The 25,458-nt window shown below is 36.0% G+C and carries 15 protein-coding genes; 12 read left to right on the top strand and 3 right to left on the bottom strand.

Annotated features, from left to right (window positions below; translation table 11 throughout):
* Position 1 precedes the first annotated feature (1 nt).
* Complete coding sequence (locus tag EOJ36_RS07680; protein ID WP_238944438.1) at positions 2–730, top strand: LytR/AlgR family response regulator transcription factor; 729 nt, start codon at positions 2–4, stop codon at positions 728–730.
* Here EOJ36_RS07680 and tsaD read toward each other — a convergent pair.
* Positions 727–1,725 carry a tRNA (adenosine(37)-N6)-threonylcarbamoyltransferase complex transferase subunit TsaD gene (gene tsaD / locus EOJ36_RS07675; RefSeq protein WP_127804013.1) on the bottom strand — a complete coding sequence of 333 codons (999 nt, stop codon included), beginning with the start codon at positions 1,723–1,725 and terminating at the stop codon, positions 727–729. The genes EOJ36_RS07680 and tsaD overlap by 4 nt on opposite strands.
* Before the next feature lie 9 nt (positions 1,726–1,734).
* Here tsaD and EOJ36_RS07670 point away from each other — a divergent pair, with 9 nt between their 5' ends.
* Genes EOJ36_RS07670 through EOJ36_RS07640 form a run of 7 tightly spaced genes read left to right on the top strand, consistent with a single transcriptional unit; the run spans position 1,735 to position 16,085 of the window.
* Complete coding sequence (locus EOJ36_RS07670; protein ID WP_127804011.1) at positions 1,735–6,210, top strand: translocation/assembly module TamB domain-containing protein; 4,476 nt, start codon at positions 1,735–1,737, stop codon at positions 6,208–6,210.
* A gap of 58 nt (positions 6,211–6,268) precedes the next feature.
* Complete coding sequence (gene ileS / locus EOJ36_RS07665; protein ID WP_127804009.1) at positions 6,269–9,664, top strand: isoleucine--tRNA ligase; 3,396 nt, start codon at positions 6,269–6,271, stop codon at positions 9,662–9,664.
* A 3-nt stretch (positions 9,665–9,667) separates the two neighbouring features.
* Positions 9,668–11,065 (top strand): MBOAT family O-acyltransferase, encoded by a 1,398-nt coding sequence (locus EOJ36_RS07660; protein WP_127804007.1) that lies wholly within the window; start codon positions 9,668–9,670, stop codon positions 11,063–11,065.
* Position 11,066: 1 nt separating this feature from the next.
* The gene (locus EOJ36_RS07655; RefSeq protein WP_127804005.1) at positions 11,067–12,086 is read left to right on the top strand and encodes a hypothetical protein; all 1,020 of its coding nucleotides are present in this window, start codon (positions 11,067–11,069) and stop codon (positions 12,084–12,086) included.
* A 1-nt stretch (position 12,087) separates the two neighbouring features.
* Entirely contained in the window at positions 12,088–13,794 is a 1,707-nt protein-coding gene (locus tag EOJ36_RS07650) for a tetratricopeptide repeat protein (RefSeq protein ID WP_127804003.1), read from the top strand.
* A 15-nt stretch (positions 13,795–13,809) separates the two neighbouring features.
* Positions 13,810–14,670, top strand: a complete 861-nt coding sequence (locus EOJ36_RS07645) for a DUF4292 domain-containing protein (protein WP_127804001.1) — start codon at positions 13,810–13,812, stop codon at positions 14,668–14,670.
* A gap of 2 nt (positions 14,671–14,672) precedes the next feature.
* A complete protein-coding gene (locus tag EOJ36_RS07640) occupies positions 14,673–16,085 on the top strand; it encodes a murein hydrolase activator EnvC family protein (RefSeq protein WP_127803999.1) in 1,413 nt (470 codons plus the stop codon).
* Here EOJ36_RS07640 and EOJ36_RS07635 read toward each other — a convergent pair.
* Positions 16,075–18,408 carry a TonB-dependent receptor gene (locus EOJ36_RS07635; RefSeq protein WP_127803997.1) on the bottom strand — a complete coding sequence of 778 codons (2,334 nt, stop codon included), beginning with the start codon at positions 18,406–18,408 and terminating at the stop codon, positions 16,075–16,077. The genes EOJ36_RS07640 and EOJ36_RS07635 overlap by 11 nt on opposite strands.
* Positions 18,409–18,569: 161 nt before the next feature.
* On the opposite strand from EOJ36_RS07635, the gene EOJ36_RS07630 reads away from it, so the two are divergent.
* Genes EOJ36_RS07630 through EOJ36_RS07620 form a run of 3 tightly spaced genes read left to right on the top strand, consistent with a single transcriptional unit; the run spans position 18,570 to position 21,586 of the window.
* Positions 18,570–20,039, top strand: a complete 1,470-nt coding sequence (locus EOJ36_RS07630; protein WP_127803995.1) for a phytoene desaturase family protein — start codon at positions 18,570–18,572, stop codon at positions 20,037–20,039.
* Positions 20,032–20,847, top strand: coding sequence for a phytoene/squalene synthase family protein (locus EOJ36_RS07625; protein WP_127803993.1), 816 nt, complete (start codon positions 20,032–20,034; stop codon positions 20,845–20,847). The genes EOJ36_RS07630 and EOJ36_RS07625 overlap by 8 nt, the downstream gene beginning before the upstream one ends.
* A gap of 1 nt (position 20,848) precedes the next feature.
* Complete coding sequence (locus EOJ36_RS07620; protein ID WP_127803991.1) at positions 20,849–21,586, top strand: sulfite exporter TauE/SafE family protein; 738 nt, start codon at positions 20,849–20,851, stop codon at positions 21,584–21,586.
* A gap of 88 nt (positions 21,587–21,674) precedes the next feature.
* On the opposite strand, the gene EOJ36_RS07615 is transcribed toward EOJ36_RS07620, so the two are convergent.
* A complete protein-coding gene (locus EOJ36_RS07615; RefSeq protein ID WP_127803989.1) occupies positions 21,675–24,014 on the bottom strand; it encodes a M1 family metallopeptidase in 2,340 nt (779 codons plus the stop codon).
* Positions 24,015–24,123: 109 nt separating this feature from the next.
* Here EOJ36_RS07615 and xylA point away from each other — a divergent pair, with 109 nt between their 5' ends.
* Positions 24,124–25,452 (top strand): xylose isomerase, encoded by a 1,329-nt coding sequence (gene xylA / locus EOJ36_RS07610; protein WP_127803987.1) that lies wholly within the window; start codon positions 24,124–24,126, stop codon positions 25,450–25,452.
* Positions 25,453–25,458 lie beyond the last annotated feature (6 nt).

Raw genomic sequence — 25,458 nt, 5'->3', positions numbered from 1 at the left:
TATGGAAAAAATGAATTGTATTGTGCTGGACGACGAAAGCATGGGTCGTAAATTGGTAGAAGAAAATGTACGACAAATTCCTTTTTTGAATTTAGTAGGTTCTTGTAAAAATGCTTTCGAAGCTATGGAAGTTTTGGCCAAGGAGCCAGTAGATTTGATTTTTTCAGACATTCAAATGCCAGGTATGTTAGGCACTCAATTTATTCAATCTTTAACGAATAAACCCTTGGTGATTTTTATTACAGCTTATGATCAATATGCTGTGGAAAGTTTTTCAATGGATGTGGTGGATTATTTGGTGAAGCCTGTTTCTATGGAGCGTTTTAGCTTGGCCTGTCACAAGGCTTATAAAATATTTTTAGCTGAAAAAACGGAACATGCGTCAGTTGTTGGCAGTCAGAAAGCCTCCAAAGAAGATTTCTTTTTTGTAAATGTTGAATACTCATTAGTTAAAATACCTATTCCACAAGTTACCCATATTGAAGGCCTAAAGGATTACATTAAAATTTATTTGGAAGGAGAAAAAAGGCCAATATTGACCAAGATGACCATGAAATCTATTGAGGCACGTGTGGTGGATTTTATGTTTATGCGTGTGCACAAATCTTTCATTGTAAATCTTCGCAAAATAAATTCTATTAAGCACCAACGAATTAAAATTGGTGAAATAGAAATTCCGGTGAGTGATTCACATGCAGCTGAATTACTGGAAAAAATAGGAAGCCTTTAAATTTCCATACGCGGCATAGGACTTACATCCTGTCCGCAATATTCTTTGGCTAAACCTTTGAAGTGTCCGGCCATGGCAATCATTCCTGCATTATCTGTACAGTAAGAAAATGCAGGAATGAATACATCCCAATCTTCTTTACTTCCCATTTCCTGCAAACGGTTTCGAAGGCCTGAATTGGCGGAAACTCCGCCAGCAATGGCGATTTGTTTGCAATTCATTTCGCGCATGGCACGTTTGGCTTTTTTTAGCAAAATTTCGATGAGCGTATGTTGCACCGATGCACAAATATCAGCTTTATTTTCCTCAATAAAATTGGGATTATTTTTGGTTTCTCTTTGTAAAAAATAAAGAATGGAAGTCTTTATGCCTGAAAAGGAATAATTTAAACCCTGGATTTCTCCCATGGGAAATGCAAATTTTAAGGGATTTCCTTCCTTTGCCAATTTGTCAATTAGGGGTCCGCCGGGGTAAGGAAGTCCAATTAACTTGGCAGTTTTGTCGAAAGCTTCACCTACTGCATCGTCTAAAGTTTCTCCGATGATTTCCATTTCAAGGGCCGATTTAACCCAAACTAATTGGGTGTGTCCCCCACTAACCGTCAGGCAAATGAAAGGGAATTTCGGCTTAGGCTCTTCGATAAAATGGGCTAATACATGCGCCTGCATGTGATTTACTTCAATTAAAGGGATATTCAGACTAAGCGCAAGAGATTTTGCAAATGAAGTTCCTACCAAAAGTGCACCTAATAATCCGGGTCCACGTGTAAAAGCAATCGCATTCAGTTGATTTTTGCTTATATTTGCTTTATGTAGGGCTTCTTCAACCACCGGAATAATGGCTTTTTGATGTTCTCTGCTGGCAAGTTCGGGCACAACACCGCCCCATTGGGTATGGATTAATTGAGTCGAAATAACATTTGACATCAATTCTCCGTTTACCATTACAGCAGCAGAAGTTTCATCACAAGAAGATTCGATGGCTAAAAGAATCATTCGGCAAAGATGGTTAAAATTATCAAAATACTGGCAAAAACGGTTCTCTATTTCTTAGTGATCGTATTTTTCTTGTTATTTTCGGTAACAGTTTTACTCAAAGCTCCTGCCAATCAAACGTTATTAGCTAAGTATTTTTCTCCCAAATTAGAACAAGCTATTGGGTATCCATTAACCTTTGAGCGCATTCAATTTAAGTTTTTCGATGAATTAAGCTTTTGGAATTTACAGGTTAAAGATCCTTGGGGTAAAGAGATGATTAAAATTGAACAAATAGATGTCAATTTTAATTTGACCGATTTGATTCTTCATGGAAACAAACCAACCATGGAATTCGCCCGATTAGTACAACCTAGAGTTCATTTGATATTTGATAAAAAGGATGGTAAAATGAACATGGATGAATTCATTGTTCGACTTACCAAATGGCTTTCGGATCCGAAGGCAAAACCTGATGCACCAAGTGCCTTGTTTAAAATCAAAGAGGTCGATGTAATCAACGGAACGTTTTTGTTGGATGATGATCAAGTGAAAAATTTAGGCACGCCTAAAAATTTCGATATTTCCCATTTTTCTGTTGTTCAAATCAATTCAAAGGTGAAGAATTTTTGGGTCTTGGGAGATTCTCTTGGTTTGCAAACCCAGGGGTTCCATGCTTTGGAGCCCTTGACAAAATTCAAGGTACATCGTTTGGATACTAGGTTTATGATTTGTGAAAAACAAATGCGTTTTGACCAATTGAATTTATTTTTCAATCAATCTTGGTTGGGTGATAAGGTGACGATGACGTATAAAAAATTCTCAGATTTAACCGACTGGAATCATAAGGTTTTTATGCAAGCAAATTTCAAATCTGCTCGTTTACGGGGAGAAGATTTGGGAAGGTTTGTGAATGCAATGTACCAATATCCTGGATTGTATAAATTGAATGGAAATTTGGCAGGCACAGTTGAAAAATTAGGCTTGCGAAATTTCAATATGCAGTTTGGCAAACAAAGTAATTTACGAGGGGATTTTTCGTTCAAGGGTCTACCGAATTTAGCTAAAACCCAGATGGATTTTAAGATGAATTCTTCTGTTTTTTTGCCGAATGATTTGGCAGTTTTTATTTCAAGTTCTGCTGCTAATAAAATGAAAATATTGGGTCCTGTAGCATTTTCAGGAACTTTCTCAGGTATACCTAATAATTTTTTTACCACTGGTAAACTAAAAACTGGATTAGGGTTTTTGGATGGAAAAGTGAAAATGAATTTGAAGGATTCTATGGCACTTTCTGCTTATGAAGGGCAAATCAATTTGCGCAAATTTAAGTTAGGCAAAATGGTTGATTTGGAACCTTATTTGGGAACCATAGATTTAAAGGGCAATATCAAAGGAACAGGGTTTTCGAACAAATCAGCTAAAATTGATTTTGATGGGCAAATTTCAGAAATTAATTTTCATAATTATGCCTACAAAAGGGTAAACCTTAAAGGCAATTTGCAGAAGCAACTATTTAAAGGGATTGTGTCGGTTCGTGATTCTAATTTAATTGGAAACATGATTGGAGAGGTTAATTTGCGGGGTTCGAAAGCGCATTATCAAATGAATGGAATTATAAACAAAGCAGATTTGAAGGCCCTGAAATGGATGGATCAGCCCATGGGAATAGCCTCTGAATTTGAATTGGATTTATTGATGAATGATATCGATGATTTGGAAGGCAAAGTGAATATGAATGATATAATTTTGTCAAAACCAGGGATGGCAGATTTGCCAATTCGACTAGGATCTTTCCATGCAGATTTGTCGGAGACAGGTAAAAGAAAATATCATTTTAACTCAGATATAGTTTCTGCCCAATTGGACGGCACCTTTGTTCCGAGTAAATTAATTGGCGATTTGCAGCAATTTACAAAAGAAATTAGTTTGTATTTTAAACAAAATCAATTGGAAAGATTGGCTTATTATGCCGAATCAAAACCCAATGCTTTTCAAAAATACAATGCCGATTTTACGCTTACCTTACATGAACCTCAACCTATTTTGAATCGCTGGTTCCCTACGATGCAGATGTCGAAAAATACCGTATTGTTTGGAGTAGTTAATTCGGCAAGAGCATTTAATGTGAGTTTGGAGGCCTATCCAGATACGCTAGTTTTTGGAGCATATAAGTTTTATCAAACTATTTTTTCTTCCCAAAGCTCTAAGTTTTTAGGGTCTCCTGAGTTGTCAAGCAGTTTGTTATTTCAGTCGAGAAAACAAAAATTAAACTTTTTATCACCTACCGAATTGCTGAAAGTGGATGCCTTGTGGGATCAAAACCGGATCAATTTTAATGTGGATTTAAAGCAGCAAGGGGAGGAAAATTCTGCTCATTTGACGGGTGCTTGGGATTTTGAAAATGAAGGTTTTGGATTAAAATTCAAAGATTCTTATTTCCGGATTTTGGGGCAAGATTGGGCCATTGATCCACGAAATCAATTGAGTTTGATGGGCCGTGATTGGAAGGCAGAAAATTTGTATTTGAGCAATCAAGATCAGTCGATTGCTATGAACGGACGATTGTCGAAAGACTCTTCTGCTATATTAAGTTTGCAAGCAAATAATTTTCAATTGTCTACCTTAGGGCCATTATTTAAGGTGAAATCTACAGGCGTTTTAAATGGCGAATTGAATTTAAAAAATTGGTACCAAAATTCTGAAATGGATTCTTGGTTTAAAATAGATTCTTTGCATTTTGGGAAGGTTTATATAGGAAATGTGCAGGCCATTGGAAACTTCTCTTCAGAGGTAAATGCTATGGATTTGAATATGAATGTAACTCGAATGGACTCCACCGTTTTGACGGTTACAGGTTTGTATAAACCCAGTGGCGGCGAACAAAAATTAGATTTGCAAGCAGATTTGAATCGGACAGATTTGAAAATTTTAGAACCCTTTACAGAAGGTGTTTTTTCTGGATTAACGGGAACCGCATTAGGTAAAATAAAAATCAAAGGCCATTTGCAAGAGCCTGAATTGGAAGGAAAAGTATGGGTAAATAAAGGTGGAGTAACCTTTGACTACCTGAATACAAATTTGACCGTTTCAGATACGGTTCAATTTTTGCCTAGAAAAATAGTAGCTAATAACTGGACCGTGAAAGACACGGATGGCAACCAGTCTAAATTGAATGTGTTGGTAGAATTTCCGAAAGGACAAGACTTTAACTTGGATGTCAAGGCCGAATTGAATCGGTTCAAATTGATGAATACCAAGAGAAGTCTGAACTCTATTTACTATGGTTTAGGATATGGCACGGGTCCCCTTAGAGTAAGTGGAACTTTAAAAGATTTGTTAGTATTTGCCGATTTAAAAACCGAAAAAGGTACGCGTTTGTTCATTCCTTTAGACAGGGATTATGGTACTTCTGGCACCGAGGATTATCAATTATTTAGCCAATACATCAAGGCCGAAAATGAGATTGAGAAAAAAGAAACGGTAAGTACTCAATTGAAACAAGACGGAATAGAGCTGGATTTGAATTTACGCTTGACCCCTGAGGCCTATGGAGAGGTCTTGTTTGATTCCCAAAAAGGAGACCTAATGCGTTTGTATGGAAATGGTCAAATTAAAATGACTTTGGATAAACAAGGTAAATTTTTGATGAATGGGGATTATAAAATTGAGCAGGGAGATTATACTTTTTCTTTGCAAAACATCATCAATAAGAAATTTGCCATTGAACGAAATTCTAAAATTTCTTGGTCGGGAGATCCTTTAGGTGCCCAAGTAGATATTAAGGCCGTTTATACGCAATATGCTTCATTATTTCCAATTTTGTTAGATACAACCAATAAAGGACATTTGCCAGAATACAAAAAAAGATATCCGGTGGATGTATCTATTTTAGTTAAAAATAGGTTGTTGAGTCCGGATATTAATTTCGACATCAACATCCGAGATTATCCCAAAGATGTTGCCTTTAATGGTTCTGTAACTGCATTTGCCAATCGAATTAAAACGGATGAGCAAGAGTTGACCAAACAGGTTAGTAATGTTTTATTGTTTGGGCAATTGGCCTCGCCATTTGGAGGGTCTGGATTGACTTTGGGGAATTTGATGGGAAATTTTACAGAGATGCTCTCTAATCAGTTAGGGAACTTAGCCTCAAAGATTGACAAAGATTTGAATGTAGATGTATACCTAGGAGGAGGAACTTTTGGAACTGATTTGTTATCGAATTTGCAATTGCGTGCTTCTTATAATTTGAATGATCGTTTACGAATAACAAGAAGTGGCGGATTTACCGATGCAAGAAATCAGACGAGTCCACAATTGTTATTAGGGGATTGGGCCATGGAGTGGTTTGCAAACAAAGAGGGAACCCTCCGCTTGAAAGCCTACAACAGAAACGTTCAAACTACTTTGGCAGGGTCTTTAAATTCCTATCAAATTAATCAAACCTTTGGAACCTCTATCTTGTTTCAGAAAAATTTCAATCGATTTTTTTGGCAAAAATAATCAAGGAAGTCTTTTTAATTTTTTGTAATTTTACCAATTAAATTAAAAAGGAATTACTGTGAGTTTTAAGGAATACAAAAATCTTGATTACGCCCAAGTTGCTGATGAAATTTTATCGTTTTGGAAATCCAACGAAATTTTTGAAAAATCAATTACATCTCGCGAGGGACACCCGACTTTTACCTTTTTTGAAGGTCCACCTTCAGCCAATGGTACTCCGGGTATTCACCACGTAATGGCGCGTACCATCAAGGATATTTTTTGTAGATACCAGACCTTAAAAGGGAAACAAGTAAAAAGAAAAGGCGGTTGGGATACCCATGGTTTGCCGGTTGAATTGCAAGTAGAAAAAGAATTAGGCATCACCAAAGAAGATATTGGAAAGAGTATTTCAGTAGAAGAATACAATCAAAAATGTCGCGAGACGGTAATGAAATTTACCGATCAATGGAATGATTTGACTGAAAAGATGGGTTATTGGGTAGATTTAGAAGATCCTTATGTAACCTATCATGCAACGTATATTGAATCAGTTTGGAATTTGTTGAAGAAATTGTACGAAAAAGGATTGTTGTATAAGGGTTACACCATTCAGCCCTATTCACCAGCAGCCGGCACAGGACTTTCTTCTCATGAATTGAATCAGCCTGGTTGTTACCGAGATGTGAAGGATACTTCATTGACGGCCCAATTTAAGGTGAAAAATACGGAAAAATCAACTTTCTTGTTTGATGCTGCAGGTTCAGAGGTTTACATTTTAGCCTGGACAACTACCCCTTGGACTTTGCCCTCTAACGCTGCCCTAACAGCGGGGAAAAACATTGAATATGTTTTAATAAAGACATTTAATCCCTACACATTTTTGCCTGTCAATGTTGTTTTGGCAAAAGATTTGATAAAAAATTATTTTAAAGCTGAGGCTGAAAATGGAGATTTTGATGCCTTTGCTGCTGCAGATAAAAAGCCTCAAGCTATTCCTTATCAGATTTTAAAAACCTTTAAAGGAAGTGAAATAGAAGGTGTAGAATATGAGCAATTGATGGCTTATGTTCAGCCGGAAGCGCCAGCATTTCGTGTGATTTTAGGAGATTTCGTAACTACCGAAGATGGTACAGGTATAGTCCATACAGCTCCAACTTTTGGTGCAGACGACTTTAGAGTAGCCCAACAAAATGGAATTCCAGCCATAGTTGTAAAGGATGAAAATGGCAAAGAAGTACCATTAGTGAATCGACAAGGTAAGTTTGTGAAAGAAGTGACAGATTATGCCTTGGAATTTGTAAAGGAAGCCTATTTGAGTGAGGAAGAAAAAGAGATTGAAAAGGCAAAGCAGGGAAGAGATAAATATTTATCGGTTGATGAACGAATTGCCATTCAATTGAAAACGGAAAATAAGGCGTTCAATGTACAGAAATTCGATCACCCGTATCCACATTGTTGGCGGACCGACAAGCCTGTTTTATATTATCCATTGGATTCTTGGTTTATCAAAACAACTGCTGTAAAAGATAAGTTAATTGCTTTAAACAAAACTATTCAATGGAAACCAGAATCAACCGGTACGGGTCGTTTTGGCAATTGGTTAGAGAATTTAGTGGATTGGAATTTGTCGCGCTCAAGATATTGGGGAACCCCACTTCCAATTTGGAGAACTGAAGATGAGAGCGAAGAAGTGTGTATGGGTTCTTTAGCCGATTTACTAGCAGGATTGAAAAAAGCTTTGGAATCAGGTAAATTGGATGCAGGCCAAATAAAAGGAAATGAAGCTTTCCTTGCGGCGGCTGCCAAAGGAGAAGCCGATTTACACCGCCCGTACGTCGACGATATTTATTTAATCAGTCCTAATGGCCAAATTATGAGCAGAGAGGCAGATTTGATAGATGTGTGGTTTGATTCAGGCGCGATGCCTTTTGCGCAATGGCATTATCCATTTGAAAATCAAGAGATTTTTAAGGCTAATTATCCAGCTGATTTTATTTCAGAAGGGGTTGACCAAACAAGAGGCTGGTTCTTTACACTTCATGCCATTTCAAGTATGGTGGAAGATTCGGTAGCTTTCAAAAATGTAGTTTCTACAGGATTGGTCTTGGATAAAAATGGCAATAAAATGTCTAAACGTTTAGGCAATGCAATTGATCCATTTGAAACCCTTAAAAAATACGGTGCAGATCCTACTCGCTGGTATATGATTACCAATGCTCAACCGTGGGATAACCTAAAATTTGATTTAGCTGGTATCACAGAGGTTCGAAATAAGTTTTTCGGAACCTTAACAAATACCTATAATTTCTTTGCTCTTTATGCCAATTTGGATGGTTTTGATCCGAAACAATTAGGTTCACTGAATGAGGCAAATTTGACAGAATTAGATCGTTGGGTATTGTCTAAATTAATGACCTTGATTGCAGAGGTTGACGAGGCTTATGCACAATATGAACCAACTAAAGCAGGTCGTGCAATTCAAGATTTTGTTTGTGATCATTTGTCTAACTGGTACGTTCGTTTGTCGAGACGTCGTTTTTGGAATCCGGAATCAGCAGCAAATGGCTTAAGTGATGATAAAATAGCGGCTTACCAAACCTTGTATACTTGTTTGGAAGCAGTGGCACAAATGATGTCGCCAATTGCGCCATTTTATGGTGAGTGGTTGTATAAAAATTTGACAGGAAAAGAATCTGTACATTTATCAGATTTTATACAGGTAAATAAAAGTTTACAAAATGAATCCTTGGAGCAATCGATGGATTTAGCACAAAGAATTTGTTCTTTGGTACACTCCTTAAGAAAGACCCATAAATTAAAGGTTCGACAACCATTGGCACAAATTTTAGTGCCTGTATTGAATGAACAAACCCGTGAGCAAATTCGCCGTGTGGATGGTTTGATCAAAACAGAGGTAAATGTGAAAGAGGTGAATTATTTAGATGACGCCTCAGGGGTTTTGAGTAAAAAAGTGAAACCAAATTTCAAAGCATTAGGTCCTAAGTTTGGAAAAGATATGAAGCAAGTGGCAGATTTAATTTCCCAAATGAATGCAGAAACCTTAGCCAATTTAGAAGCAAATTCTGTTGTAACAATGAATGGATTTGAAATCGGTTTGGCAGAAGTTGAAATTATGACGGAAGATATGCCAGGTTATTTGACGGCATCTGAAGGTGGATTGACCATCGCTTTGGATAATAAGCTTACCCCTGAATTAGTTCGCGAAGGGATGGCTAGGGAGTTTGTGAATCGAATCCAGAATTTGAGAAAAGATTCAGGTTTTGAAGTGACGGATAAAATTTATATCACTATTCAAGAAGGTCCTTTGGATTGGAAAGAAAGTATTAACGAGTTTAAAAGCTATATTTCTCAAGAGGTTCAGGCATTGGATATTGAATGGAAGAACCAATTGGAAGGAGCAACAGAAGTGAATATGGAAGATGTGAATTTATTCGTCCAAATTCGAAAATAAAATATGGTATTTAATTCCTTACACTTTTTAGTATTTTTTGGAATTGTAACATCTGCCTATTTTTTATTGGCCCATAAATTTCGTTGGGTACTTTTGTTGATAGCTTCATGCTATTTTTACATGATTTTTAAGCCCGAATATATTCTTATTTTGGGCTTTACAATTCTCATCGATTATTATGCTGGCATACTAATTGAAAATGCAAAAGGCGCAAAACGGAAAGCTTTTTTGTCACTTAGTTTATTAGCCAATGTTGGGGTTTTGGCCGTCTTTAAATATTATTTTTTTGCGGGAGATATTTTTGTCAAATTTTCACATCTTTTAGGTAGTGATTTACATTGGCCAACTTGGGAAATAGTATTGCCGATTGGTTTGTCTTTCCATACATTTCAAGCCATGTCTTATACGATTGAGGTATATCGTGGTAATCAAAAAGCAGAGAGGCATTTTGGGATTTATAGTTTGTATGTGATGTTTTATCCACAATTGGTGGCAGGACCTATTGAGCGTCCCCAAAATTTAATTCACCAATTTTATCAAAAACATACCATTGATAAAGCTAGAATTCATTCCGGAATTTTGCAAATGCTGCAAGGTTTGTTCAAAAAAGTGGTCATCGCAGATCGTTTAGCACAGTTTGTTGATTTTACCTATTCTGATATTTCAAATCAAAGTTCTTTTTCCTTATTGCTGGCTTCAATATTTTATTCCTTCCAAATTTATTGCGATTTTTCGGGGTATTCTGATATTGCCATTGGTGCCTCTAAAGTGATGGGTATTGATTTAATGAAAAACTTCAATGCTCCGTATTTAGCCAAATCCTTACCCGATTTTTGGAGAAGGTGGCACATTTCATTAAGTACCTGGTTCAAAGATTATGTATATTTTTCCTTAGGGGGGAATCGGGTTTCTATTCCAAAATGGTATGGAAATATTTTAATTGTATTTTTATTGTCGGGAATTTGGCATGGTGCGAATTGGAATTTTGTGATATGGGGAATCTTACATGGCATTTTACAAATTGTGGGCTTGCAAATAAATCGCATTTTTCCATCTTTATCGGTAGCTAATTTGCAATCTAAATTTGGAGTTTTAGTTTATCAAATTTGGACTTTCTTGTTGGTTAATTTCACCTGGGTTTTCTTTCGCTTAAATCATATTTCAGATATCAAGTTGTTTTTTGAAGGCCTTTGGCATAATTGGCAATTACCATTTCAGAGCAATTTTTCTTTGCGAGAAATTGGCTTTTCTTGTTTGTTGATAGGGGGCTTATTTTTAGTTGATAAGGGTAAATTAAAGTGGCCAGCAGGGGGATTTTGGTTTAAAGCAAGCCTTGCCATTTTTGTTATATATTTGTTTGGCGTGTTCAATGCCAAGCAGTTTATTTATTTCCAGTTTTAATATGAAAAAAATTGGTGCATATTTTATTTTAATTTTTTCAAGTCTGTTGCTTTTAATTTGTTACAGTCCTGAATTGTTAAAAAGAACAGCCCATTTTTTTGGAGAAAATGGTGGCGTATTTGCATCTACCAGATATCAATACGGGGATCTTTATGGACTTTCGAATGATGCTAAATTTAGAATACCCAAACCTGAAAATACCTTAAAATTGTTGGATAGCTTTGTTGTAGATTCAAAGGATTTAGATTTGGTAATGCTGGGAGATAGTTATTTTTATAGTTTTTTTCAAACTAATGCCAATAACTTTGAACGAATTAAACAATTTGATTTTGTTCGTTGGTCGGATAAAACAAATTTGCAAATACCTCCAAAAAGTAATCGAAAAAGGATATTGCTGATTGAGGTTGTTGAACGAAATGCATTTGATCATTTGCAATTATCTTTTACCAAAAAACGTTTATCTCCTGAAAAATCGGGTACCACTTTAAACGAAGAAAATCCATTTTTAGTGGAAAATAATTTAGAAGCTATTTTGTTTGATCATGCATTTTTTAGGCCATTCAAAGAATTGAAAACTTATATTTGGAAGGACTTCTTGAAAAAAGAAATACCTGGTGTCCGGTATTCTTCTGATGGATCCTTTATGTATTTGTCAGAAACCGTAGAAGGTAGTCAGGTAGGAAATTCATTTTCTTATTTAAGTGAAATGGAAAAAGTTTCCTTAGAAAAGCAATTAAACCAAATCAATTCCTATTATTTAAAAAATGGATTTGATAAAGTGTGCTTAACAATTATACCGAATCCGGTGAGGGTTTTGGAAAAGGGAAGAAAGGCCAATGATTTATTTGATTTTTTGTCAACAAATAAAAATATAGGGCTAAGCTTTGTGAATGTTTTGCCAGTTTTGTCGAAAAATGCAGAACAAAATTTTTATCGTTCAGATTCACATTGGAATTTGAAAGGAGCGGAAAAATATAGGAGTTTGGTGAATGAAACTTTGTTGAGTTTTGGTAAAAATTGAAATGAAGCAGATAAATAAGGGAATTTTTTGGTTATTTATATTGATGGTTTCATTTGTTTCTAATGGCCAAAAAAAAACTTTGCCGCGTATAAATACTCGAGACATCGAAAGTCAATTTATAGAAGGCATGCGATTTTATTTGAAGGAAGATTACCAAGAAGCGCTGCTCATTTGGGAATCTTTAGTCAGTGAAAAGAAAAATGATCCAGGATTGTATTTTTACTTGGCCAAAGCAAATGCAATTTTATCCAATGAATCCAATGCCTTTTTGTATGCCGAGAAAGCGCATGTACTTTCCCCAGCTTCCTTAGATTATGGTTTGTTTTATGCCGATTTGTTGCTGAAAAAAAACAAAGTTAATGAGGCCATTGAGGTGTTGACTAAAATTTCGGCATTTGATGAATCTCAACCTGAAGTGAATACTCGTTTGGCTCAAGCTTATTTGTTTTTGGAGAAAGGGGAGGAGGCATTAAAGGCTCTAGAGAAATCCAATCACTACATTGGCGAGTTTCCAGCAATTATAAAAACCAAACAGTTTATTTATTTGAAGCAGAAGCGGTTTAAAGAATTTGCGGCTGCATCCATTCCATTTTTAGAGAATTTTCCTGAAGAAAATTTACTCGATTGGCCATTATTGGAGTATTTTAATCCGGCCGACAGTGTTCAATATATGCCCGTGTTGGATTCCCTGCAAAGTCTATATCCTGGTATGAAACAAATTGATTTGATCAAAGCGAATAATAAATTGGCTTCTCGAAAATATCAAGAAGTTGAAAATTTATTAAAGGAATCGCTCTCCGATGAACGAATTGATGCAGAGATTTATGGTTATTTTTTGGCAGATTTTATGAAAGGTTTAGCCAAAAATAAGGATAGTTTTCAACTAAAACCTTTAAGCAAGGCCATTGAGGATAAATTTCCTCAAAATGCAGAAATTGTTTATTTGTCGGCAGAAATTGCTCGACAAAATATGGATCATAAATTAGCCCAAGAAAAATATTTACAGGCCATCAATTTGGGCAGTAAGCACCCAGAAGCCTTTGCAGAATTGGTTAGCTTAGATATGCAAATGGAACAAAAGGATTCTGCTTTGGTACATGCAGAGCGTGCACTTGCCGTTTTCCCGAGTAATCCTTTTTTCTTTTTTCAAAAAGGATTTGTTCTTGCCAATCGCGAAGAAACCGAACAGGAAATAAAGACTTTAGTAGCTGGTTTGCCATTTTTGACAAGTGGAATGGGATTTTATGTCAATTATTATTCCATGTTAGGTGATGCCTACCATGCTGTAAATAAAATGTTGGAGTCTGATGAGGCATTCGAAAAAGCATTGAAAGAAAATCCAGAAGATGACCATGTGTTGAATAATTACAGTTATTTTTTATCCTTGCGCAAAGAGAATCTTGAAAAGGCATATAACATGTCTAAAAAGTTGATCGATGCATTGCCAGAGGAGCCAACCTATTTGGATACGCATGGTTGGGTTTGCTTTCAAATGGGTAAATATGATGTTGCCTATACTTTTATTTTGAAGGCTTTTCAACTTTCAGAAAATCCTTCCGCTGAAATTATTGAGCATTTGGGCGATGTATTTTTTAAATTAAATAAACCCAAGGAGGCTTTGAAATATTGGAAAGAAGCCTTTAAAAAAGATAATTCGGATAAAATCTTGGAGAAAAAAATCCAAAAGAAAGATTTTATTGAAAATTGAGGTAATTTTACATTTATGTATCTTGTTAAAAGGCCTAAATTTACTGGATTCTATTTTATTTTTGCCATGTTAGTCTTGACTTCCTGCGCAAAACAGACACTTAGCCCCCAAACTTTTTCAGACTCAACTGAAGTTCAATCTCTGCAAGTAATACGATCTGTCGACTCTTTGAAGGCAGTTGAACCAGAAAAGTCTAGTTTAGTTGAGCCTGTTACTGATTCTAAAAATATTTTGGACGAATTAAGTTTCACCTATTTGAAGGCCAAATCTAAGGTTTCTTGGAAATCTGATAAAAACACAGATAATTATACGGTTGATATCCGCGCCAAAAAAGATAGTATCATTTGGATGAATATTTCAGTGTCAATGATTTCTGGCGCTAATGGGTTATTTACAAAGGAAAAGGTACAATTTTATGATAAAATCAACGACAAGTATTTATCATGGTCATATGATAGTTTGAGCACTATGCTTGGATTCAAGGTCGATTTTGGTATTATTCAATCTTTAATTATTGGTAACGAACCTTTTAAAAAGAATAATTCTAGAGTAATTAGAGAAAATGAAAATTTCATAATTCAACAGGAAGAAGGCAAGGTAAAAATTGACAATTTTGTTGGCCCGAACCGAAAATTAAAGAAATTGTTGATGAAGGAGGATGCCTCTGAAAACAAAATGCAATTAGATTTTGAAGACTTCTCTCAAATAAATCAATCTCTTTTTCCGTTTTCTAGTCAAATCACCCTTGATGTTAAAAATAAGGAAAATGAGTTAAAAAAGACCATAATAAGTATCAAGTATTCAAAGGTGGAATTGTTGGAAACCCCACTTGCATTTCCGTTTAAAGTGCCTGAAAAATACCTAAAAAATAAGTAAAGGTGAGACATTATATCGTAGGAATTTTCTTGTTATTCAATATAGTTGTTTGTGCGCAAACTGATCGGAAAACGCAATTGGAGCAACAGAAAAAGGATAATTTGGCTAAAATAAAGGAATTGAATTCAATTATTTCTAGAACTTCCAAAAAGAAAAATGTTTCTATTGGAAAATTGAATGTATTGAAAGAGCAAATTGGTGTTCAGAAAAAACAAATCAATGTATTAAATGAAAATCAACAGGTTTTGCAAAAAGAAGCAGAGCATTTAACGCATGAAAGTGATTTGTTGGCGGCGAAGTTGGAACGCTTGAAAAAAGCCTATGCTGTCATGTTATATGAGGCTCAAAAAACATCCACAGTTTATAACAAAATGGCATTTTTGTTGTTGTCTAAAACGTATAGTGATTTCATCAAACGAATCGATTATTTGAGACATTTTACAACCAATAGGAAAGAACAGGCACATAAAATTTTTACTACACGTAAAGACTTGATGACCAAAAAGCAACAGGTTGTTTTCAAAAAGGAGGAAGAAAAAAAGGTTATTGTTGAAAAGGAAAAGGAAAAGCAGAAATTAGAAGTTTTGAAGGTGAAGGAGGATAAGGTTGTAACTGCTCTTACTCAACAAGAAAAGAAATTGAAAACGGAATTAGAGCGCAAAAAATTGGCCAATAGAAAGTTAGACAATTTAATTGCCTCAATTGTTCAAGCAGAAATTCGTAAAAGTATTGAGCGCGAACGTCGTTTACGTGAAACAAAAAAAGCAAAAGAATTGGCGGTTTCAAAACCTTCTTTGCCAAAATTGAATACCGATATTATAAAAATTCCTGAAAAGTCTTCTTCAAATTCTGGGGCTGAAGTTGCCAAGGCAGAACCTTCTAAACCAAGTGCAAAATCGCCAGAAAAGGAATCTCCCAAACCTGTAGCTGCTCAACCAAAAATTGAAAAAGAGCCTGAATTGGAAAGAAATACCTATTATATGAATGCAGATGAAGCTAAATTAGCCTCTTCGTTTGGTGCATTGCGCGGAAGAATGCCCTTTCCAGTGCCTAGCGGATTCATCTCAGACCATTTCGGTGTCCACAAACACCCTTTGTTAAAAGGTGTTATGATTAACAATAATGGGGTAGATATTCAAACTTCACCTGGAGCGCCAGTTCATGCAGTATATGAAGGGGTAGTAATGTCTGTTGTAAGTATTCCTGGATTAGGTACAGTTGTTGCTATTCAACATGGTGATTATTTCACTGTTTATTCTAAATTAGCAAATGCTTCTGTAAGTGCGGGACAAAGAGTTCGTACCAGTCAACGAATTGGTTCTGTCGCTTCAGATGAGGATGGAACCGCTGAGATCAATTTCCAAGTTTGGAAAAACACGGTTCGACAAAATCCTGAATCTTGGCTTAGACGTTAGGAATTTTATAAAGCAATCGAAAACTTATATTTCTGCCCTGGTCGTCGGTAAAATACCTGAATCTGTTCATGTAGTCGCGATATGCGCTGTTTAGTGCATTACTTACTCGTACTCCAAAGTCGAATTGTTTGTAATTGAGCCCCCAATTGATTTCCACTAATTGATAGCCAGGAGGTGGTGTTAAATAGTCTGAATTTTCCTCAACACGATTTTGTCTATCCACTCGGGTTAGGCCAAGGCTTACATATTGTTTGTCGCTTGGAAAGGTGTATTTCAAAGAAATATCGTACCTATATGGTGGAATATTAACCAAGTATTGATTGTTTTGAGTATCCTTTGCATTTACGATGTCAATTTTTTGCTGAAGGCTCCATCTAGGTGAAAAATGCACATTGATTTTACTATCAAAACCAGAGAAATTGGCATTGATTTGCTCATATTGAAATCCAGGAAATGCACCTCGTACAGTGATAAAATATATTGGAATTCCTTGTTGAATTAATGGGCGCAGATAGATAAAATTATTGATAAAATTGGTGTAAAGTCCAAGTTCAATTTCTAATTTCTCATCCTGATAATAGGAAGTTAAACTAATATTTCTTGCCTGTTCACCTTGTAAAAATGGATTTCCAATTTCATAGGCAGCTGCACCATGGTGAATTCCATTTGAAAATAATTCACTTGCATTGGGTGGACGAAATGCCTGGGCAAGTATTAAATGTTGTTCAAAGAATTTTGACCAGCGATAAGTGCCACCAATACTTGCTGAAATTCCATAATAATTTCTAAAATCTTGAAAAAATTGTCGAGTGTTACTTACCCTTACCCGATGTGTTTCAAAATTTTTGGAATCAAATCGGAGGCCTAATTCAATTTCATACTTGGGTTTAATTAATTTTTCAATTCCAAAAAGTCCAAATGAATTAAGGTAATAATTGGGTAAAAGACCATTTGAAATAGTTGGGGTACGAATATCGGGTCCCGAAGTTAAATTGGATTGGTTTTGAAAGGTTAAGCCAAATTGGCCCTTCCAAGGTGAATCCATTCCTGTCTCTTCGTATAATAATTCGCCGGATAGAGTCTTCAAATCGAACATCAGGGTATTTACATTTTTGCCTGCTCGTAAAACATCCAACTCCAATCGGTCATTTAATTGAAAGGCTAAATTTCCTCTCAAATAATTGTTATTACCAATTTTATATTGACCTTTCCATTTCAACATTTGATGGATAACGTCTTGATTCGGGCGATCGATATCTCGGGTAAATTCTTCTGGAGTAAAAACCGCAGGTGGACTTGTTTGCTCAATGGCATTTTCTAAGTCTCCAACATTTCCAATATGAGATCCGGCATAAATACCAATGATTGAATGGAACCGACTGAAGTAAAAATTACTAGCCCAAAGTTTACGTTTTATGCCAATTTCTGTTGAAAAATTTTGTTCACGAACCCCCGTATTGGCTAAATAATAATTGGCAGTATTGATATTTCCTCCATTCTTTAAAGTGCCTTGAACTCGCCAAGCTAAGCCTTTAATGCCTGAAATAGTCCCTTCTAAGTATCCAGATCCTACATATTGCCTTCCGTTGGTAAAATAAACGGTTTGTATCTGTCCACCCAACTTCACTGTATCTGGTAATGGGTCAGGTTCCATCATGACAATACCTCCAATGGCATCTCCGCCATAACGTAGTCCGGCAGGACCTTTAATTACTTGAATATTTTTAGAAACAAAGGGGTCAATCTCAGGAGCATGTTCGCTACCCCATTGTTGACCTTCCTGACGCACTCCTTGATTTAAAATGACAACCCTTGATGAGTGCATTCCGTGAATTACAGGTTTTGAAATACTACTCCCTGTCTGTAAACTTTGAACCCCAGCTACAGATTTTAGCATTTCTCCCAGGTTCAATCCACTGCGTTCATTTTTTTCCTGTTCAGTCAGATGGCTCGACATTTGGGTTGTGTGCTCTGTTTCGTGGCCATGAACAGTAACCTCTTCCAATTCTTCAATTTTTTCATTTAATAAAATGGTTTGTGAAGTATTGGATTTTAAATCAATGCCCATTTCAAATTTTGAGAATCCACTGATTTCACAAACTATGGTATAAGTTCCTGGGCAAATATTTTGAATGGAAAAGTTCCCTTGATTTGTAGTCTGGGAATAAAATTTGGTTCCTTTGAGATATACTACGGCACCCGGAATTGATTCTTTGTTCGATTTTTGAAGAACTATGCCTTTTAAACTAATTTGACAGTTTTGGCTAAAACCTCCAAAATTGAGCAAAATTAGAACAAGAAAGAATACTAACTTTTTTAACATTTGGTAAAATTGACTTTTGTAGCCAAAGTATAAAATTACCACATTTTTAAGGAATAAGTTGTTTTGAAATTTCTTTTAAAGATTGTTGAAATAATTTTGACCATGAATTGACTATTTTGGTCGACAAAAATGCTTAAATTGGAATAGTATTTAATAGAAATTTGAAAAAAGTAATAATTATTGGTGGAGGTTTCTCCGGTTTATCTGCCGCTACTGAATTAGCTTCAAGAGGCTATGATGTTCACTTGATTGAAAAAAATGAATCCTTAGGAGGGCGCGCGCGCGTTTTTTCTCAAGATGGGTTTGTATTTGATATGGGTCCAAGTTGGTATTGGATGCCAGATATTTTTGACCAATATTTTGAACGGTTTGGTAAAAAAACAAGTGATTATTATGATTTGGTTCGATTAGATCCTTCTTATTCTGTTGTTTTAGATGGGGGAGAGGTGGTAGATATGCCAGCAAATTTTGAAGAGTTAAAGGCTTTGTTTGAGAAAATAGATTTGGGTGCAGGAGAAAAATTAGAAGCTTTTTTACAACAAGCAGCATATAAATATGAAGTTGGAATAAAAGACTTCGTATGGAAACCTTCCTTGAAATACAAGGAATTTATGAGTTTTCAATTGCTCAGGGATGCTATCCGTATGGATGTTTTTGCATCTTTTCATGCTCATGTTAGAAAGTATTTTAAAAATCCAACTTTATTGAAATTATTAGAGTTTCCTATTTTGTTTTTAGGTGCCATTTCAAAAAATACTCCTGCGCTTTATTCATTGATGAATTATGCAGAAATTAAATTAGGTACCTGGTACCCAATGGGCGGTATGCATAAAATTGTTGAAGGAATGGTATCATTGGCAAAAGAAAAAGGGGTAAATTTTCATTTGGCTGATGAGGTAACAGGTTTTGAGTATGCTAATTCTCGAATTTCTCGAGTAATTACTAGAAAAGAAACCATTGAAGCTGATGCTATAGTGGCAAGTGCTGATTATTACCATGTGGAGCAATTGCTGAAAGAAAAATATCGCAATTATTCAGAACACTATTGGGATAGCCGAATTATGGCACCCTCATCCTTACTATTTTATTTAGGGATCAATAAAAAATTGCCCAAATTAAAGCATCATAATTTGTTTTTTGATCGGGATTTTGAAATTCATTCGGATGAAATATATACACATCCCAAATGGCCTTCAGATCCATTGTTTTATGCTTCCGCACCTTCAAAGACGGATGATTCAGTTGCACCAGAGGGAATGGAGAATTTATTTCTATTGATTCCGGTAGCACCAGATTTAAAAGATACCGAAGAAATAAGAGAAAAGTATTTTGACTTATTGATATCCAGATTAGAAGAATTTTGCGGTGAGACAATAAGAAATCATATCGTGTATAAGCGCTCTTATGCCCACAAAGATTTCAAGAAAGACTATCATGCATTTAAGGGAAATGCTTATGGATTGGCAAATACCTTGATGCAAACTGCTATATTTAAACCCTCTTTGAAGAATAAAAAATTAAAGAATTTGTATTATACAGGTCAATTGACTGTACCAGGTCCCGGTGTGCCACCTTCTTTGATTTCCGGATTAGTAGTTGCTAAACAATTAGATGACGAATTGAATGATTAATCTTTATAATAAGGTTTCTGTGGCTTGTAGTAAGGTGTTGACAAATGCCTATTCTACCTCGTTTTCTTCTGGAATAAATTGTCTAGCTAAGGAAGTGCATGATCCAGTTTATGCAATTTATGGATTTGTGCGCGTGGCAGATGAAATAGTTGATACTTTTTACGGGTTTAATCAAGCAGAATTATTTGACCAATTTAAAAAAGATACCTATCAGTCTATTGAAAAAGGGATAAGTTTAAATCCCATTTTACAGGCATTTCAGGAGGTAGTTAATACCTATAAAATCCCTTTGGAATATATTGAGGCATTTTTTTATTCGATGGAGGTCGATTTGTCGAAAAAAGATTATGATCAATCGGAGTACGAAAAATATATTTATGGTTCTGCTGAGGTGGTTGGATTAATGTGTTTGAAAGTGTTTTGTAAAGGCGATGATCAAACTTTTGAACAATTAAAAGGTGAGGCTTGTGCCTTGGGTTCAGCCTTTCAAAAAATCAATTTTTTACGAGATATCAAATCTGATTTTGAAGAAAGGGGTCGGATTTATTTTCCAGGATTGGATTACGAAAATTTTATGGAATCTGATAAAAAGTCGATTGAACAAGATATCGAAAAAGATTTCAAAAAAGGCCTTGAAGGAATCCAAAAATTGCCTCAAAATGCCAAAAAAGGTGTTATGCTTGCATACAATTATTACGTTTGCCTGCTAGAAAAAGTAAAAAAGGCAAGTGTTGAAGATTTGAAGCAAAATAGAATTAGGGTTCCCAATTGGCAAAAATTATACATTTATATACGTTTATTTATTTAACATGGTTTTAGGTACATCTTTTATTTTACTATTAATCTTGATAGGCCTGATGGCCTTTTTATATGCCTCTGTAGGTCATGGAGGGGCAAGTGGTTACTTGGCGGTGATGGCTTTGTTTGCAGTTCAGCCAGTCTTAATGAAGCAAAGTTCCTTGGTGCTTAATTTATCAGTTTCGCTTTTGGCGGCTTATAGTTTTTATCAAAAAGGCTATTTCAAATGGCGTAATTTTTGGCCTTTTGCATTGGGTTCTATACCGATGGCCTATATTGGTGCTCAGTGGCCAATTGCAGATTCTTTATACAAGAAAATTTTAGCAGTTTGTTTAATTCTTTCCATCATCCGTTTATTATTTCAAACCAAATCTACCAAAGAAACAGTAGCAGTACCTATTTGGGCTGGGGTTTTAGTTGGAGCTGGAATAGGACTATTATCTGGAATGATTGGTATTGGTGGAGGAATTATTTTGAGTCCAGTTGTGCTATTGTTAAACTGGGCAAATATGAAAGAAACAGCTACAGTATCAGCTTTATTTATTTTAGTAAATTCGATATCAGGATTATTTGGTCTAAAAAAATGGGTCCCTTTTGCTCACAATGAACTGATGTTTTTAGTAGGTATTGCAACCGTTGGTGGATTTTTAGGAGCCCGTTGGGGAGCTAATAAAGCATCCCCATTTTGGCTTAAAATTGTGTTGGCATTAGTGCTTGCTGTAGCTAGTTTGAAATTAATGTTTACGTAATTTTGAAAAATTCATAACTCATAACTCATAACTCAAAACTCATAACTCATAACTCATAACTCATAACTCATAACTCATAACTCATAATTTAATTCTTCGCCCCTCCAATCGCCCCCGCACCATTGCGTTGGTTTTGTTGCTGCATTGGATTCGGAGCTGCATTTCTTTGCATTTTGAACAATTGAACTCGAGTGGGTTGTGCAGGCTCACGTGGGAAACTGTTGTCGTCTGTGTCAATATCTGCTATTTCATAAAATGGGTCTAGCGTCCATTTAACAACTTTTTTGTCGGTAGGTATGATTTTCTTAACCCCCACATCATTCAATCTCCATATTTCGGCAGGGAAACGAAGTACTTGGTCAGTTCCATCTTCGAATTGCAATTTCACAATCACAGGCATTGGTAAGCCACCTTTGTTTTTGAAGTTTACCACATAGAAATTCTTTCCAGAAAGTACCAAATTACGTTCCTCTTCAGATAATGAACTTAAATAATCTTGGTATTTCTTTTTCTCTTCATCCGTCGTAGCAAAACGATCATACGTATTGTAGAAATCATTCATGTCTTTTTCTTTCTCAACAACCGTTTCCTTAATATCCGTTTTGTTTCGGATGTTAGACATGGTCTGACGCTTTGCTTCAAAGGTTTCTTTGTCTTTTTGTTTTTTAAGGATTGGATTTTGATCATCAATTCCAAACCATTCTACGGTTTCAATCGATTGATTTACTGGCTCAACTCCATAGAACCATCCTTTCCAAAACCAGTCCAAATCTACACCAGATGCATCTTCCAAGGTACGGAAGAAATCGGCCGGATAGGGTTGTTTGAATGCCCAACGACGTGCGTATTCTTTAAAAGCATAATCGAACAATTCACGACCCATTACGGTTTCACGTAAAATATTCAATGCTGTGGCTGGTTTTGCGTATGCATTGTTGCCAAAGTCCATGATATTTTCTGAATTGGTCATGATAGGCACCTGATTCTTTGGGTCTAAACGCATGTAAGGCACAATGCTTTGCGGTTCTCCTCTGCGTGCAGGGAAGTTTCTGTCCCACTCTTGTTCTGCTAAATATTGGCAAAAAGTATTTAAACCTTCATCCATCCACGACCATTGTCTTTCATCTGAATTAATAATCATTGGGAAGAAATTGTGTCCCACTTCGTGGATAATAACACCAATCATACCATTTTTTACTGCTTCAGAATAGGTTCCATCTGCCTCTGGGCGACCACCATTGAAAGAAATCATTGGATATTCCATTCCACCACCTACACCTGAGTGACAAGAAATTGCTACTGGATATGGATAGGCAACTGTTCTTTTTGAATAAGAACGAAGTGTGTGAGCCACTACCATGGTCGAGTATTTTTCCCAAAGTGGATTTCCCTCTTTTGAAAAATACGACATTGCCCAAACCTTTTTGCCTTCAACATCCACTTGCATTGCATCCCAAATGAATTTACGAGAAGAGGTGAAAGCAAAATCACGCACATTGTCTGCCTTGTAAATCCAAGTTTTCTTTCCTGTTGGTTTGCCTTTCTCTGCAGCTTCCGCTTCTTTTTGGGTAACCATTAAAACTGGTCGAGTTGCAGTTTTTGCTTGTTCCCAACGTTTCAGTTGTGTGGGAGTCAAAACCTGATTAGGATTTAATAATTCACCACCGGCCCCAACAACATGGTCATTGGGTGCTGTGATAGCAACTTTATAATTTCCGAAATTCAAAGTGAATTCTCCTTGACCCATGAATTGTTTATGCTGCCAGCCATACACATCGTTATAAACGGCTAAACGCGGGAACCAATGTGCAATGAAATAATTGGAATTGCCATCTTTGGCAAAATATTCATAACCCGAACGGCCATAATAAGCAGTTATCAAATAATTCCAATCAATGCTAAAACTTACACTTTGTCCCGAACGAACCGGACTTGGTAAATCGATACGCATCATGGTTTGATTGATAGTGTGTCGCAATGGATTCCCCTTCAAATCTTTAACCGAAGTAATTTTATAGCCGTATTCTTTCGGATCTGTTAAATCTTTGAATGCGTCAGCCGAGATTCCATTGGCTGTAATACCACCAGTACCGGCAGTTTTACGAGAAGAGTTTTTTTCAAATAAATTCTGGTCCAATTGAATCCACAAATAGGGTAGGTCGTCAGGAGAATTGTTAAAATAAGTTATGGTTTCTGAACCAATGATCTTTTTGTTGATATCATCTAATTCTACTTTGATGTCATAATCAGCTCTTTGTTGCCAATAATCTTTACCCGGAGAACCACTCGCTGTTCTGTAGGTATTTGGCGTTGGAAGTGTAGATTCTAATTGCTCGAATCTATTGTTTGCATTGTAGTTTGATGATTGTTGTGCTTTGATTGTTAAGGATATCCCTAAAATCGATAAGATTAAGAAAATTTTCTTCATAAGTTTTCTAACTATGCTATACTGTGCTAAAATAATTTGAAAAATATTAGGTTATTAGATTGCGAATCAGTAGTTTTGATTTGAAAAAGAAAATAAATATACAAAAAATATGAATATTTTAATAGGAGAAAAGGAATATTTTAAAGGTATAGGTCAAATAAAATTCGAAGGCCCGAACTCGGATAATCCTTTAGCATTTAGATACTACGATGAAAATCAGGTAGTTGCTGGTAAAACAATGAAAGAGCATTTGCGTTTCGCAATTGCCTATTGGCATTCATTTTGTGGAGATGGTTCAGATCCATTTGGACCAGGTACCCATCATTATCCATGGGATGTAGCCTCTGATGCACGTCAACGCGCGAAGGATAAAGCAGACGCTGCTTTCGAATTTATTACGAAAATAGGTGCTCCTTATTATTGTTTCCACGATGTGGACGCAATTGACGGACACAATGATCCGAAAGAATTTGCTTCTCGTGTAGAATTTATTTCTGATATTTTCGCTAAAAAACAAGCGGATTCAGGTGTGAAATTATTGTGGGGAACCGCCAATTTGTTCTCTAACGAAAGATATATGAATGGTGCTTCAACCAATCCGAATTTTGAAGTGCTTGCACATGCAGGTGCTCAATTGAAGGGTGCAATTGATGCGACAATCAAATTAGGGGGTGATGGATACGTGTTCTGGGGAGGTCGTGAAGGCTATATGAGTTTATTGAATACCAATATGAAGCGTGAGCGTGAGCATTTTGCGCGAATGTTGCATACTTGTGTAGAATATGCTCGTAGAAATGGTTTCAAAGGTAAGTTCTTCATTGAGCCAAAACCTTGTGAGCCAACGAAGCACCAATATGACTATGATGCTGCAACTGTAATTGGTTTCTTAAGAGAGTTTGATTTATTGTCTGAATTTGGATTAAATTTAGAAGTAAACCACGCTACTTTGGCTGGACATACGTTTGCACATGAGTGTCAGGTCGCTTCTGATGCAGGTATGTTAGCATCAATTGACGCCAACAAAGGTGATTATCAAAATGGTTGGGATACCGACCAATTCCCAACTGATATTTACGAGTGGGCTGAGGCGATGATGATTATCTTAAAGCAAGGTGGATTAGCAGGTGGAGGTATCAATTTTGATGCCAAAAGAAGAAGAAATTCTACTGACCCAGCTGATTTATTCTATGCACACATTGGTGGTATGGATACCATTGCAAGAGCTTTATTGATCGCAGATAAAATCCAGAAACATGGCGAATTTGACAAATTAAAGGCAGCTCGTTATGCTTCTTTTGATTCTGGAAAAGGGGCTGATTATGTTGCAGGAAAATTAAAATTAGAAGATTTGTTTGAAATCGCTGTTTCGGTTGGTGAGCCAGCAATGCTTTCAGGTCGTCAAGAATATTTAGAAAACTTATTGGGTCGTTTTGTTTAAAATGAA

This window comes from Sandaracinomonas limnophila (assembly GCF_004005965.1).
In the GTDB taxonomy this organism is placed as follows: Bacteria; Bacteroidota; Bacteroidia; order Cytophagales; family Spirosomataceae; genus Sandaracinomonas; species Sandaracinomonas limnophila.
Note: the sequence above shows the minus strand (reverse complement) of the source record. Positions and strands in the feature narration are given on the sequence as shown.